11 protein-coding genes are annotated in these 15,167 nt (G+C 52.8%); 6 read left to right on the top strand and 5 right to left on the bottom strand.

The features are described from left to right. The first annotated feature begins 148 nt into the window (after positions 1 to 148). From AC5FXQ_RS05300 to AC5FXQ_RS05290, 3 genes are all read left to right on the top strand, one after another. On the top strand, positions 149 to 1,285 hold the full coding sequence (locus tag AC5FXQ_RS05300; RefSeq protein ID WP_493601451.1) for a DmpA family aminopeptidase: 1,137 nt from the start codon (positions 149 to 151) through the stop codon (positions 1,283 to 1,285). Continuing rightward, entirely contained in the window at positions 1,269 to 2,126 is an 858-nt protein-coding gene (locus AC5FXQ_RS05295) for an aminotransferase class IV (RefSeq protein ID WP_493601450.1), read from the top strand. Before AC5FXQ_RS05300 ends, AC5FXQ_RS05295 begins: the two co-directional genes overlap by 17 nt. Before the next feature lie 117 nt (positions 2,127 to 2,243). Beyond that, the gene (locus AC5FXQ_RS05290; RefSeq protein WP_493601449.1) at positions 2,244 to 3,059 is read left to right on the top strand and encodes a phosphatase PAP2 family protein; all 816 of its coding nucleotides are present in this window, start codon (positions 2,244 to 2,246) and stop codon (positions 3,057 to 3,059) included. A gap of 58 nt (positions 3,060 to 3,117) precedes the next feature. Here AC5FXQ_RS05290 and AC5FXQ_RS05285 read toward each other — a convergent pair whose 3' ends face one another. From AC5FXQ_RS05285 to AC5FXQ_RS05270, 4 genes are all read right to left on the bottom strand, one after another. Continuing rightward, positions 3,118 to 4,389, bottom strand: coding sequence for an SdiA-regulated domain-containing protein (locus AC5FXQ_RS05285; protein WP_493601448.1), 1,272 nt, complete (start codon positions 4,387 to 4,389; stop codon positions 3,118 to 3,120). 76 nt (positions 4,390 to 4,465) lie between these two features. Then, on the bottom strand, positions 4,466 to 5,740 hold the full coding sequence (locus tag AC5FXQ_RS05280; protein ID WP_493601447.1) for a sensor histidine kinase: 1,275 nt from the start codon (positions 5,738 to 5,740) through the stop codon (positions 4,466 to 4,468). Further along, the gene (locus AC5FXQ_RS05275) at positions 5,740 to 6,414 is read right to left on the bottom strand and encodes a response regulator transcription factor (RefSeq protein WP_493601446.1); all 675 of its coding nucleotides are present in this window, start codon (positions 6,412 to 6,414) and stop codon (positions 5,740 to 5,742) included. The genes AC5FXQ_RS05280 and AC5FXQ_RS05275 overlap by 1 nt, the downstream gene beginning before the upstream one ends. Positions 6,415 to 6,700: 286 nt before the next feature. Further along, on the bottom strand, positions 6,701 to 9,208 hold the full coding sequence (locus tag AC5FXQ_RS05270; protein ID WP_493601445.1) for a penicillin-binding protein 1A: 2,508 nt from the start codon (positions 9,206 to 9,208) through the stop codon (positions 6,701 to 6,703). Between the two features lie 409 nt (positions 9,209 to 9,617). On the opposite strand from AC5FXQ_RS05270, the gene AC5FXQ_RS05265 reads away from it, so the two are divergent. Both AC5FXQ_RS05265 and AC5FXQ_RS05260 read left to right on the top strand, forming a co-directional pair. Further along, a complete protein-coding gene (locus AC5FXQ_RS05265; protein ID WP_493601444.1) occupies positions 9,618 to 10,772 on the top strand; it encodes an acyl-CoA dehydrogenase family protein in 1,155 nt (384 codons plus the stop codon). Positions 10,773 to 10,786: 14 nt separating this feature from the next. Continuing rightward, a complete protein-coding gene (locus AC5FXQ_RS05260) occupies positions 10,787 to 12,322 on the top strand; it encodes a sensor histidine kinase (RefSeq protein ID WP_493601443.1) in 1,536 nt (511 codons plus the stop codon). On the opposite strand, the gene AC5FXQ_RS05255 is transcribed toward AC5FXQ_RS05260, so the two are convergent. Beyond that, positions 12,319 to 13,347: a hypothetical protein gene (locus AC5FXQ_RS05255; protein WP_493601442.1), complete on the bottom strand. Its 1,029-nt coding sequence runs from the start codon at positions 13,345 to 13,347 to the stop codon at positions 12,319 to 12,321. The genes AC5FXQ_RS05260 and AC5FXQ_RS05255 overlap by 4 nt on opposite strands. 286 nt (positions 13,348 to 13,633) lie before the next feature. Between AC5FXQ_RS05255 and AC5FXQ_RS05250 the strand changes: the two genes are divergently transcribed. Beyond that, on the top strand, positions 13,634 to 15,157 hold the full coding sequence (locus AC5FXQ_RS05250; protein WP_493601441.1) for a malate:quinone oxidoreductase: 1,524 nt from the start codon (positions 13,634 to 13,636) through the stop codon (positions 15,155 to 15,157). The last annotated feature ends 10 nt before the right edge of the window (positions 15,158 to 15,167 follow it).

The raw sequence follows: 15,167 nt of genomic DNA, 5'->3' as shown, positions 1-15,167 counted from the left end.
TTGGATTTTTGATGCTGCAAAACAACGGCTTTTTTGCGTAATTGTGTAGACCAAAGCCTATTTCTTTTAAAGAATGGCTTTTCAGGCATTAAAGTTCAGTGGCATGCGGCTGCTGTTACGGCTCACTATTTTATACGGATCCACCGGTATGAAAATACTCTTTACAGGCTTACTCATGATGGCAGTGATACTCAACGCAGGCGCACAGGATCGCAAGCGTACCCGCGACTATGGCATCCGGATCGGGGTGCTGCCAACCGGTACGCACAATGCCATTACCGATGTGGCCGGTCTTCGGGTAGGGCATACTACATTGGTGCAAGGAGAGCAGATCCGGACAGGAGTAACAGCAATTGTACCGCATGGCGGCAACCTCTTTCAAAATAAAATACCGGCGGCGGTATACGTAGGCAACGGTTTTGGCAAACTGGCCGGAAGCACGCAGGTACAGGAACTTGGCAACCTGGAGTCGCCTATCATCTTAACTAACACGCTGGGAGTAGGCACGGCCATGAATGCGGTGGTTGGCTATACCTTGCAATTGCCCGGCAATGAAAACGTGCAGTCCGTGAATGCGCTGGTGGGCGAGACGAACGACGGTTACCTGAACGACATACGGGGCAGGCATGTAAAAGAGGAGCATGTACTGCAGGCGATCAGGCAGGCCGCTGGCGGGCCTGTGGCCGAAGGCAATGTAGGGGCCGGAACCGGTACAGTCTGCTTTGGGTATAAAGGTGGAGTCGGAACGGCATCGCGCAAACTGCCTGGCAGTCTCGGCGGCTATACCGTGGGCGTATTGGTGCAGAGCAATTTCGGGGGTGTACTACAAATCGACGGAGCGCCTGTAGGAGAGGAGCTGGGCAAGTTTTCGTTCAGCAAGCAGGTGCTGGAAAGTGCCGATGGCTCATGCATGATTGTGGTGGCGACTGATGCGCCTGTAGACGCCCGCAACCTGGAGCGCATCGCAAAACGGGCCATGATGGGACTGGCCAAAACAGGTGGCATCGCCTCCAATGGCAGCGGCGATTTTGTGATCGCCTTCTCCACCAATGAAGGTTTGCGTATACCTTATCAGTCAGATGAAAAAACACAGACCTTTACGCTGCTCCGCAATGATGAAATGTCGCCTCTGTTCATGGCCACGATTGAGGCAACAGAGGAAGCGATTATCAATTCCCTTTTCAAAGCAGAGTCTATGAAAGGCCGCCAGGGCAACACGATTGAAGCACTTCCTATCCAACCAGTCATCAAAATACTCAAGAAACACAATGCCATCAAACGATAAGCTTTTCGCCTACAACCTGGGCCAGATCGTACCACTGAGTGGGGCCAATCTGCACATCAGCGACCTGTCCGTGCAACGCGGGTATGGGGTGTTCGACTTCGTGAAAGTGCAGCAGGGCTATCCGCTGTTTCTCGACGATTACCTAGACCGCTTTTACCAGTCAGCAGAGTTGATGCACCTGGCCGTTCCCCTGTCTCGGGAAGAGATAAAGGAGGTGATCTCTAAACTGACGGATCTGAACGCGCTCCCGGTGGCAGGGATGAAGATGATTCTGACCGGTGGCTACTCCGAGGATGGTTTCACGCCGATGAATCCCAACCTGCTCATCACACAGTTGCCGCTTACGCTGCCTTCAGCCGAGAAGGTGGCACAGGGGATCCCGATCATGACGCATGACTATGTGCGCGAAGTGCCGGAGGTGAAAACGATCAATTACTCCATGGGTATACGCCTGCTGCACGAGCAGAAGGCAAGTGGGGCAGAAGAGGTGCTGTATGCTAAAAACGGTATCGTGTCAGAGTTTCCGCGCTGCAACTTCTTTATCGTGACCCATGACGGCACCGTCGTGACACCAGCCAGCAATATCCTAAAGGGAATTACCCGCAAAAATGTGCTGATGCTGGCCGGACGCAGGTATAAAACCGAATTACGTGATATCCGCCTAGAGGAAGTGCTGCAGGCCAAAGAGGCTTTCCTGACGAGCACCACAAAGCGTATTCTGCCTATTGTACGGATTGATGAAGCCCTGATCGGGACAGGCAAACCGGGGGAAATTAGTATGCAACTGCTACAGGACCTGATTGGCCTGGAAGAAGAACACGTGGCAGCTGCAAAAGGCTAGTATGCTGCTGTAATTCCATTTGCAAAAAGCGTTTTCCAGCATCTAAGAAGCGGTTTTCTAATAAGTACAGAATTTCTTCAAAATCAGCCCGTATATAGCACCCATAAGGGTTGTACTATGAAGAAATACATTTACTGCTTACTCCTGAACTGGCTTGTACTCCCGGTGTGGGCATATCAGCCAACAGATTTAAACCTTCACATTCCAGACACTGCCGTAGTTGAGCAAGCGGCCGACATGCCAGCTCATGCAACAGGAAGAAATAAGCTGAGCCTGCTGGCCAGGAAAGCAGCCGTCCCCTCCTTGCTGATCGGGCTGGGTATCACCCACATGGATGATGAAGGCCTGTTTGAAGGCAGCAGGGGCCTGCGTCGGGTCGTGCGCAGCAATTACCACGACTTTAGCACCAAGCTCGACAATTATACCTACCATGTACCGGTCGCCATGGCTGTCGGGCTCAATATTGCTGGGGTGCGGGGGGAACACCATTTTACGGAACAGGCCATCCTGCTGGGGATGACACACCTGCTCAACCGCACCCTGACCAACAACCTGAAAGGCCTGACGGCTATAGATCGCCCTGACGGATCCTCTAACGATGCTTTTCCCTCTGCCCATACCAGTACGGCTTTTGCCTATGCCACTTTCTTTCACAAAGAGTACGGCAGCCGAAGTGTGTGGTACAGCGTAGCCGGCTACTCCTTCGCAACCGCTACCGGAGCACTACGCATTCTGAATGACAAACACTGGCTCTCGGACGTGCTGGCCGGAGCAGGTATAGGTGTACTGTCTGCGGAGGTGGTGTACATGGTATACCCTTTCATTCAGAGGAAAATTGCCCAAAGCCACCACAAAAAAAATCAGAAGCTAGGCATCATGCCGTTTCACAGCAGCGGAGCGACCGGCATTGCAGTAGTCTACCGGATTCCCTGATTTTTGACAAAAACAAAAGCCTGGCGCAGGAGCACCAGGCTTTCTCGTTTCGGGGAAATTAAAGACTTTTGTTATACCTGTGGATCACCCCTTTTCCTTTTTTGCTGCCTTCACTGGCTATGTATAGTGCGCCGTCCTGACCGAAAGTAAGTCCCTCAGCCTGTCGGAGCATCTTTTTATCCAGATCAACTGTTTTGGTGATCTGACCCTCTCTGTTAAGGATATACAGCCTGTTGTTCACGGCATCCAGCATGTAAAATACGCCGCTTGTCGGGTGCAGCTCCAGTGAGGAGGGTTGCAACACATCATAACCTGATTTCTGCTTTTCCCCTTTTTTAGGTGGTTGCACCTGCCCCAGCGAAATGCTGGTAACAGGCTCAGTCAGGTATTTCTTAGAGTCCAATGAAAACGCATAGATGGCCTTCTGCGCTTTCAGCTTCGGATCGTAACCCTTAGGAGCCAGCAACAGTCGGTTGTGCTCCTGGTCATAGGCGAGCCCTTCTATGTTGATAGTAGCGGGGAATGAGGCTTCGTATACCTGCACAGTCGGCTTATTGTTCCTGAGCCCGGCCACTTCGAAGAGGGTGCCGTCACTCCGCACAATATAGGCGTTCTCACCAGCCACTGCTATACCTTCATAGTCTCCGGGTCCAGCAAAAGGAATCTCCTGACTGATCACTTTCTGCTCCAGGTCATAGATAAAAATCTTCCCAACTTCATCCTGCACACAAGCCATACTGCCATCTGGTAGCATGGCGATGCCAGACACTTCACGCAGCACTGGTGGTAAGTCCCAGCGCAACTCCGGCATGCCCAGGTCATCTGTTGTCGTTCCGCTACCGCTAAGAGGCAGGAGGGAGGCTGCCTGCTGCCTGGACGGCGTAGCGGCATTAGTAGACCTTTCCAGCAGTTCGCCTTTTTCGTTGAATCGCAGCCAGATGTCCCGGGTGCCTTTTTCCAGTTCGATCACAAAGCTTGTCAGGCTACCTTCCTGCACCCGGTGTACCTCGTCTATTTTATAGCTCTTAAACTCCTGCTGCAACTGGGCTGCTACTCTTTTCGGCAGGTATTGTTCTTCAATCTCTTCAGTGTAGCTCAGCAAGGTGCCGTCTTCCTCAAAAAGCGCCTTCCGCTCCCGGCCGCTTATTTTGAACTCAGCCTCGTAGAGACTATCCATGCTGTCCCAGTCAACCCGCTTGATGGTAGGGTAGCTTTCCACAAATTTGACCTTGACTGCATCAGGTACGTTTCGGGCCGACCAGATCTGATCACAGCTGCTCAGGGTGGTGCCTGCTACAAGGGCCATTGCCCACAAAAATTTATGTTTCATAGTATGCTTCTTAATTCTTCGTGTATCTGTTAGGATATACTGTGAGAATTTGAAGCAATTCTGAAGAAAGGGGGCATCAGGCGTTTTTTTTCTGAAAATTTAGCCGGAGCACGTGCAGGCCCTCTTCGTAGGTATAAGAGGGTTGTAATTGGTAGAGCTCACTGATCTTGCTGACGAGTGCCAGCCCGATACCCAGCGATCCGGATAGCTTGCCGCCGCTTCTGAAGCGCTCAAACAAACTCACCGGCTCCTCCTGAAGGGCTTCGCCTGAGTTTTTGATACAAAGTTCATCTGCCTGCAGGTTGATCCGGATGATTCCGCCCGTACTGTTATGCCGGATGGCATTGAGCAGCAGGTTGGAAATCAGGATTTCGCATAGGCCAGTATTCATCTCCACAAATACTGGTTGCATCGCTTCGATCTCTACCTGAATGCCGTGCATCAGCATCATCTCCTGCAACTGATCGAGTTGCTCCTGCAGCAACTCATGCAAGGGGATGACTTCGTTTTCTGAAAACTCCCTGTTCTCGATGCGGGTTAGCAGTATAAGCGATCGGTTGAGTCGCGACAGGCGGTTAATGGAGGCGTGCATTTCATCCAGCATGGCTGCCTGTTGCATGGTCAGGTTATCGGACTGCATGAAGAGCTCCAGTTTGTTGCTCACAATTGCCAGCGGTGTTTGTATTTCGTGTGAGGCGTTTTCAGTGAACTCTTTCAGGTTCAGGTAATCGTTATGGATTTTGCCGGTCATGGCCTGCAGCACTTCATTCAACTCCTGAAATTCCTGAGTGTTGGATGGCTTCAGAACAAGTGGTTTTCGCTGTGTCAGGCTGTAGCGCTTGGCTCGCTCCAGGGTGTCGTAGAAGTTGCGCCAGTTGTATTTATTGATAAAGTAGTTCACCCCGGCAAGGCCGACGAGTAACAGCACAAATATCCAGGCCATTGCCAGCATGGTGCTCTCAAACAGGTCCTCAAAGTCCATCAGCGACTTGAGGATGGTATACTCAAAGGGTTTGCCATCCTGGTAGGTCGTGAACGTGAGTTTGCGGAAGGGCACATACTCTTCATCATAAGTACTGAATATCAGCGTATCCGACAGGGCTTCGAGGGCTCCGGCGTGTGCACTGGTTTCCCTCACAATGATGGCCTCTGATATACCTGAGGTCACACTGGGAAGTTCGTTGTGCCGCCGGATGTATTCGATGATGTTCTCTTTGTCTGTAAAAAGCTGGTCATCCACTTCGTCGTAGATCTCTGTCTGCAGGATCTTATAAAAGCTAAGGCCTCCCAGTAAGAACACGATAACAGAAACCAGGAGATAGTAGAGACTGGTCTTGGTGAGAATGCGCATCAGAAGCTGAATTTATAGCCCATGCCGTATACGGTCGTGATAGGGTCCTCGCCGCCCGCCTCCACCAGCTTGCGTCGCAAATTTTTGATATGCGTGTACACAAAATCAAGCGAGTCGAGGGTTTCGATGTGGTCGCCCCACAGGTGCTCGGCGATGGAATCTTTGGTTAGCACCCTGTTTTTGTTTGTGACAAAGTAAAGCAGCAGGTCATACTCTTTTTTGGTCAGGGTGAGCTTGCGTCCCTGCACCAGCGCCTCCGCCGAATCCGGGTGTACCTCGAGACTTCCGATCCGGATGATTTTGTGTCCGTTGAAATTCCGGCGCCTTATTACGGAGCGCAGCCTGGCGTTGAGTTCTGACAGATGGAAAGGTTTGGTGAGGTAGTCGTCAGCCCCGAGCTCAAGTCCCGTGATTTTATCGTCGAGGGCATTCTTTGCCGAAATGATGATAATGCCGGTGTCCGGGCTGTTCTTCTTGAGCAGCCTCACCAGGTCAAGTCCGTTGCCACCCGGCAGGGTCAGGTCAACCAACACACAGGTATAGTGCTGATCTGCCAGCATGCGGGACCCGTCGCGGTAGTTGAGTGCAGCGTCGCAGGTATAGCCGCCCTGCTGCAGGTAGGACACCATGGAGGCATTAAGGGCTTGCTCGTCTTCAATTATCAGCAGTTTCATCCGGTCATCTTATTTCACGAAGTATACGGAAAGCACCCGAAGTATATGAAATGAATCTGAAGACAATCTGTATTTGATCAGGTCAAGCAAACATTATCCGAATACCCTCGGCTTAAGGTATGAAGAAATTAGATAGTCATTTCAAGTAAGCATGGACATTGGGTAGAGGAAAGCGAGCCTAACTTAAAGAAATTGGGAGTCCTTCAATGTAATGGCTACATTTCAGATTTCTGCCGGAAGCCGGAGCGACGAAAAGCAAACCTCGGATGCTAGTGCTATACCTGACTTAAAACCAGCGGATTCGCTTTTTCTTTTTCTCTTCCTGCTTTCGCCGCCTTTCTTCCTGCTTCCGTTCGCGGTTGCTCTTTGCCTGGTTCTTCCAATCTTCATAGGTTTTTACAACCCGGTCGGCTATCCGGTCAAATATATTCTCGGGCTCAGGTGGAGCATCGCGGTAAGACTCACAGCTAAGCATGCCCTGCAGGTGGGAGGGCAGCGGAGCAAAACGACCACTGTGCAGGCTGGCAAATTCTTTGTCCTGGGCGACGCGGCGCATGTACTCGCCCCATACCGGCATGGCCGTGCGGGATCCCTGGCCTTCGCTGATCGTTCTGAACCGCACTTTCGGACTTTCTGCCCCGACCCAAACACCGGTTACCAGTTCAGGGGTGATGCCGATGAACCAGCCATCCGCGTGTTCCTGCGACGTGCCTGTTTTACCGGCAATATCCATGCGCAGACCATACTCCGTACGCAGGCGGGCAGCGCTGCCTTCTTCCACCACGCCCTGCAGCAGGTGCAGCATAATGGCCGCATTGTCACGCGACAGCACCCGCTGGGTTCCGCTGCCGCTGCGATGCTGATGAATCACGCGGCCCTGCCGGTCCTCTATACGCTCAATGTAGATAGGCGCCGTCTTATACCCACCGTTCGCAAAAGCCGAGTAAGCGCTTACCATTTCCAACAGCGAAAGATCAGCCGTGCCCAGTGCCAGCGAAGGTACCCGTGGCAGGTCCTGCTGTATACCCATGCGCTTGGCCAATGCGACGGTACGGTCAACACCTGTTTCCAGGATCAGATGTGCTGAAATAGTGTTGACCGACTGCGCCAGTGCTCCCCGCATGGTATACTCGCCGCCATACTGCCCGTTGGAGTTCCGGGGCGACCAGTCGTCATACTCGGGGTAAGTCGTAAGCTCGTTCGGGAAATAATCGCAGGGCTTTATACCTTTCTCGAGTGCGGCTGCATACACAAACGGTTTGAAAGTGGAGCCTACCTGCCGGCGGGAGCGTACGTGGTCATATTTAAAAGCGTGGTGGTTGATGCCACCCACCCAGGCGCGGACATAGCCGGTAGCAGGCTCCATCGACAGCAGTCCTGTGTTCAGAAAGCGCTGGTAGTAAGCGAGGGAGTCCATCGGGGTCATGGATTTGTTGCTGTTGCCTTTCCAGCTGAAAACCGGCATGTTCACCGGTTGCCGAAAGTTCTCCAGTACCTCCTCGTCGGAGGCTCCGCTTGCTTTGAGTTTCTTATAGCGGTCAGAGCGCTGCATGGCCAGCTGAATCACCGAGGCATCTGAGCCCCAGGGGGTACGGCCTTTCCAGTGCGCATCGAACTGCTGCTGCAGCTGCGCCATTTTCTTGCGCACCGCCTGTTCGGCATGCCGCTGCATACGGGAGTCGATCGTGGTATAGATTTTCAGCCCGTCTGTATACAGATTGTAAGGTTGACCATTCTGCTTGCGCTGGGCTGCAGCCCACTGCACGAGTTCCTGTCGCAGCTGCTCCCGGAAGTAAGGGGCCATGCCATCATTATGCGTGACATAGCGGTAGTTCAGTTTAAGCGGAAGCTGTTTCAGGGAGTCAGCCTGCTGGGGGGTGAGGTAGTCATAGCGGGCCATCTGGTTGAGTACCACATTCCGGCGCTTAAGTGAGCGCTCCGGGTACAGACGCGGATTGTAGCTGGTCGTGGCCTTCAGCATACCGATCAGCACGGCCGCCTGCTCGGTCTTAAGCGAGTCGGCAGTTGTGTTGAAGAACCGGCGGGAAGCCCGTTCAATGCCGTAAAGGTTGCCACCCATCGGCACGGTGTTCAGGTATAGCTCCAGCAGTTCCTGCTTTGAGTAAATGCTCTCCAGTTTGCGGGCAATGATGATCTCACGCATCTTGTTGACCGGCATGTCCCAGGGGCGGGAGCCTTTGCGCGGAAAGAGGTTCTTGGCCAGCTGCTGGCTGAGGGTACTGCCTCCGCCAGAACTTTCCTGACCCATCATCAGTGTCTTCACGAATACACGTGCCAGGCTTCGGGTATCCACGCCACCATGCTCATAAAAGCGCACGTCCTCCGTCGCAATCAGGGCGTCAATGGCTACAGGCGCTATATCATCGTACCGGATGTTGGTACGGTCCTGGATGTAGTAGCGCCCGAGCAGCACCCTGTCAGCTGAGTATACCTCAGAGGCGGTGTTGTTCTGGATCGCCTTCAACTGCGCCCGCGAAGGAACGGCACCACCCACTATACCTGTAAACACTGCCAGGTAAAAGATGGTGAATGCGAGCAGCAGAAAGAGCGCTCCTTTCAGGGCAAAGCGCAGTATAGACCGTACTTCTGACAGACGAGGCTTCAAGGGGTTAAACTGACGTACAGCCTGCCATTTTTGCTGCCAATAAGCGGCTGTCAGCTTTGGCTTCTGACTTTGGAAGAACAGGCGAAATTGCGTGCCCAGAAACGTGAGCACGGGCACAAGAAGGCCGTATGTAATTAATCTTATTAGCTTTACGAGCAAACGCTTCATATAAGGTAAGTTTTGCGCAACTGCTGTGGCAGCTGCCGCCAGGAAGCAGGCAATAACCACGCCATACCTTTACTGGTTTTTCAGAGGCCATACGGGAAAAAACATATTCAGGACACCTGGATTTGTCACCGAGCCACGGCTTACAACACAATTAACCTGCATTTTATTCAATTTGTCCCTAACGTGCAATGACTCCTGTGCTCAGTACCAGACATCCTTAAACCTGTACCTTTAAAAGGGAGTATGTGATTTCGTACGCACCATCCTGCCTGTTATTTCTTTATCTGAGGCAGCAAGCACCGGGATGTGTGAATTAGTTATAGCCCGATATTATAGGTAGTTTTGTACTAGCGGCGTTATTTAATGGTAGTATCTTATACCTGAAGCCGGTCACCCAATGCCCTGTCACATGAATTTAGATCAGATCCTGCAGCTGGTAAGCCAGACGACTCAAACCGTCATTCAAGAGGAAGCTCCCCGTGTGGACCAGGAGGCACTGTGGCCCGAAGAAAGTATCAGCGCCCTGCAGCGCAATGGTCTGGCCGGATTGGTGGTGCCCCGCGAAGAAGGCGGCATGGGGCAGGGGCTCTATGCACTGGCACGTGCCTGTGAAACCATAGGCAGTGTGTCGGCCTCTACGGCGCTTTGCTTTGGCATGCACTGCGTTGGCACGGCGGTGATTGCGGCAAAGGCGACAAACCAACAGCGGAAGGAGTTTTTGCAGCCGATTGCGGCAGGGGAACACCTGACCACACTGGCCTTGAGCGAACCCGGCACCGGGTCGCACTTTTATTTCCCGCAGACGCAGCTCCTGCTTCAGTCCGATGAAGAATACCTGATTCGCGGCAGCAAAACCTTTGTGACAAACGGAGGCAAAGCGGACTCCTATGTGGTGTCCACGATGGGGGTAGAGCCTGATGCCACTTTGCATGAGTTTTCCTGCGTGGTAGTCGAAAAGAACCGCAGTGGCCTGGAATGGGGTGCTGAATGGAAAGGCTTGGGCATGCGTGGCAACTCTTCCCGCAGCCTGACCCTGAATGATGTGCGGGTACCGGTACAAAACCTGCTGGGTGAGCGGGGTGATCAGCTCTGGTACGTTTTTCAGGTGGTGGCTCCATTTTTCCTGACCGCCATGTCGGGCACTTACCTGGGTATAGCGCAGGCAGCCTTTGACAATGTGCGTCAGCACCTGATGGACCGGACGCATCGCCACAGCGGCATGTCACTTTCACAACTGGCCCTGCTGCAGCACCGGGTGGGTACGCTGTGGGCAAAGATCGAACGCACCCGTCGCCTGATCTATCATGCCACCGAACTGGCCGACCAGGGTGACCCGGCGGCTGTGCTGCCTATTTTGTCAGCTAAAGCAGAGGTAGCGCACTGTGCCGTAGATGTGGTGAATGAAGCCATGACACTGGCCGGCGGCATTGCCTACCGCGACAACTCCCGCCTCGATGTGCTGCTGCGCGATGCGCGGGCCGCCCATGTGATGGCACCGACGACTGACCTGCTTTATACCTGGCTCGGACGGGCACTGCTCGATCAACCTATTCTGGATAGCTAAACCTGGCGACCAAGATGAAATGTGTCTATTACATAGGACTGCACGAAGATACCCTGCACCTCTTTCAGGAAGAGCTGGAGGACATCAACCTGCAGGCAGTCAGGGAAGAGGATATACTGGGAAACAAAGCTAATCTGACAGCTTGTGACACGCTGCTGGTGGGTGAGCAGGTGCTGAACCCGGTCCGGATCGCACAGGAGTCTTATTCCAGGGACAAGGCCATTTCTATCCTGCTGATCAATGATAAAGCAAACCATCAGAAAGTAAAGAACGCCCTGCAGTTTGCTCCCTTTGTGGGGCCGACCATACAGGCCGTTACGAATGAACTCGGTACCGGCTTAGTTCCGATCGTCGAGGACGCTGTGCAACGTACTGAACAGCGTCGCAGCTATGTGCGCATCCGGTCCGCCGGCTCTTCCATCACGGCCTTTACGCCTAACTACATGGAGAAAGTCCGGGTCAACTACATGACCCGCGTACTGGATGAGGCGCCGATCGGGGCTGCGCTCCTGGCAAAAGACGGCACTGTGCTTAATGTGAACAACTACATTGTGCGCCTGCTGGGCCGCACCGACCGGGATATACTAGGCATTGCCTTTGCTGATCACTTTCCTGAAAGTGAACGGGCCGCTCTGCAGGATTTTATTTCGGACGGTTACCATAGCAAGCAGAAACGCATTTTTGAGTTGGGTAAAGGAGATAGCCGCAAGTTTCTGGAGATATCGATCGGTGATATTGATGCTGAGAGTTCCTCCCCTTATAAGATCGCGATTGTAAATGATGTGACAGAGGCCACACAGGCCCGGCAGCGCACCCTGGCACATGTGGAGGAACTGCAGAAACTGAACGAAGAACTCCGGGTAGTGAACGAAGACCTGGACACCTTTGTCTACACAGCCTCGCATGATCTCAAGTCACCAATCCTGAACATAGAGGGCCTGGTTAACCTGTTGGAGGAAAGTCTCAGTCAGGAGCAACTGGGAGAAGTGCCCGAACTGGATCACATCCGGCGATCGGTAGAGCGCTTCAAGGCCACCATCGGAGACCTGACAGAAGTAGCCCGCATACAGCGCAGCTTTGGACAGGAGGCGAGCGAACTTAGCGTCGCAGACATGGTAGCCGATGTACAGCAGCTGCTTCAGCCTGAAATAGACAAAACCGGTGCCGTGATTGAAGTAGATACCCAGGAGGCTCCGCGCATTTTATTTTCCCGGAAGAACTTCAAAAGCGTACTGCTCAACCTGATGAGCAATGCAATCAAGTACCATGCGCCCCAACGTCAACTCCACATTAAGATCCGGACTACAGTAGAGCAGGACCGTTTCCTGCTGAGTGTGCAGGACAATGGCCTGGGCATCCCAACGGGCAGACAGGACAGAGTTTTCCAGTTGTTTAAGCGGATGCACATGCACGTGCAGGGTAGCGGCATTGGCCTCTACATAGTCAAGCGTATTGTAAGCAACAGCGGTGGCACGGTAGCTGTAACAAGTAAGGAAGGGGAGGGCACTACCTTCACTGTTTCATTGCCTGTACAAATCAAGCTCCCTTAGTCCACCGTCAGCCACTCCAGGGCATCCTCCTCTGCCAGGAAGTAATGGGCCTGATGCTTTAGTGCGGCCTGCTTTAGCTTCTTGCCTATATTTTCGCTGCTCATTTGCTGCAGGGCATCCGCAGAGGTGATCACCGCCAGCTTTCGCAAATTCAGTTTAGGGAGCATTTGCCGCGATGTAGAAATCAACCATCCCTGATCTTCAAGCGTGAGCACGCCCAGGCGCTGGTTATTGAGCAGTAGTCGCTCTAAACGGTGCTCCATCAGTGCGCGGGCTGCCTTGAGCATGCCATAGCGGTACTGTCTGCTCTGCGGCGCTTTTTTCCAGCGGATGTTCATCATGCTTTTCGTCTTGTCCAGTAGGATCGACACAAAGTCTGTTTCAATGGTGATCAGGTCCGGAAGGGATTCAGGCACGCTGGTCGGATTACCGCTCTGAGCAGGAGCAACCGGTACAGCGGCTTGGCCTCTGGTCTTCAGTCCTGACCGTATCATTTTCAAATTGAAGTGAAGCGGAACCCGGATAAATTCTTCACCTGATACTGCCTTGTATTCATTGCCCAGCAACCAACGCAAGCCCTCTTCCCGGTCATCAAACATATTGGATTCATAAGGCATATCACCTAGCGTCAGAATTGCTTCCCGCACCAGGTTATGCTGCTCCTGTGTCGGCACTACACGGGCTACCCGCCGGATTGAAGTATATCGTAGCGCATCGCACATGAATTTTTTAGCCCACTGGCGGTCTTCGGGTGACACGTGGTATTGCACCGGTATTTCGACTAGCAGCAGTTCTGCCTTAAGGATGGCAACTGCCCGGGCCAGCAGGCGAACTGATTGCTTTAGCTCAGCTGAAGTAGTAGAGCGTTCCCACTTGCAGCACAGCAGTTTGAGTTGCGGACAAAAACGCACGGAGAGAATGTCGGCTTCTTGCTGGTCAGTGGTTGGATAGGGTGATCTGGAGCCAGCATACTGGGGGGAGGTAAAATTCAAAATGGAGGTACTCATATTTAACATTTGTTTCATCAGACAGCTGTACTGTCAGTAGGTTTTAGTAGCGTTGTGGTTGGGTTGTGATGATTTACCAACCGCAATATAAGTGTTTGAGTTCAAGGTGTTTATAAAATGTTGTAAACCGCTTGTTCAAAGAAAGGAGCATTAGTCGTTCACTATCAGATTTCAGCTGTTCACCCACCCGGTATATCCTTTGGCCCCTAGTCCGGAATTTGAAAAAATTAGAATAATTTTCGGATAGCATACCTAAGACAGGCAACTACGTAGTATAGCTACTGAACAATAAGCTTGAATTTTTATGAAAACTGGACAAGGACTGCCTGATGTTTCGGAGGCGGATGTAGTACTGATAGGAGCGGGAATTATGAGTGCCACACTGGGCATGATGCTAAAAGAGCTGCAGCCTGATCTGCGGATCACGGTGCTCGAAAGATTAGATGAAGCGGCGGCAGAAAGCTCAGACGCCTGGAACAATGCCGGTACCGGTCATGCTGCCTTCTGTGAGCTGAATTACACCCCTGAAAAAGCGGATGGTACAATCGATACTTCCAAAGCTGTCAGCATAGCCGAGTCCTTTGAATTATCACGGCAGTTCTGGGCATACCTGATCCAGGAAGACCACATCAAGATTCCCGAGAACTTTATCCGGAGTATTCCGCACATGAGCTTCGTGTGGGGCGATGCCAATGTGGAGTTTCTTAGAAAGCGACATGCAGCCCTTACCAAATGCCACCTGTTTGAGGGGATGGAGTATACAGAGGATTGCGAACAGCTGAAGTCCTGGATTCCGCTGGTGATGAAAGGGCGCGACTTGCTGGAGAAAGTAGCGGCTACGCGCATGGACCTGGGGACAGACGTGAATTTCGGTACGCTCACCCGCTGCATGTTTGAGCAGTTGAGCAAAATGGAGGGCGTACACCTGCACTTCGGTTACGATGTCCGCAAACTGAAACAGCGACCTGACAACCGTTGGAGCGTGCGTGTGAGGAACCGTGATTCCAGACAGAAGCACAAGGTAAGAGCAAATTTCGTCTTTATAGGCGCTGGTGGCGGAGCCCTGCCGCTGCTGCTCAAGTCAGGTATACCGGAGGGCAAGGGCTTCGGCGGTTTTCCGGTGAGCGGCCAGTGGCTCAAGTGCACCAATCCGGAGGTGATCGAACAACACCATGCCAAGGTATACGGCAAGGCCTCTGTTGGCTCCCCGCCCATGTCAGTGCCCCACCTGGACACGCGCTTTATCAACGGCAAGCGGGAACTGCTGTTTGGTCCCTACGCCGGCTTCACGACCAAATTCCTGAAAAACGGTTCCTTCTTTGACCTGCCGCTCTCACTCAAGGTAAACAACCTGCACCCGATGCTGTCTGCCGGCGTGAAGAACATTCCGTTGACGCAGTACCTCATCAACCAGGTGCGGCAGTCTCCGGACGAGCGGGTAGAGGCCTTACGACAGTATTATCCTGAGGCCCGCGGTGAAGACTGGAAACTGGAAGTAGCCGGGCAGCGGGTACAGGTCATCAAGAAAGGCCCGAAAGGTGGCGGTGTGCTGGAGTTTGGCACCGAAATAGTCGCTGGTGCCGATGGCTCGCTGGCAGCCCTGTTGGGAGCCTCTCCGGGCGCCTCTACGGCTGTTTCAATTATGATCAGCCTGCTGCACCGCTGCTTTCCGGAGAAAATGCAGAGCGAAGCATGGCAGAAGAAGCTGAAAGAGATGATCCCATCCTATGGCGAGTCGCTGGCACAGGACGCTGAATTGCTGCGCAAGGTACGCGGCTGGACCAGTGAAGTGCTGGGTCTGCAGAATACTGTTAAAAATGAAGTATAGGTATAAGTCT

The organism is Pontibacter sp. LHS1 (genome assembly GCF_058932855.1).
This window is presented reverse-complemented; position numbering and strand designations above follow the sequence as displayed.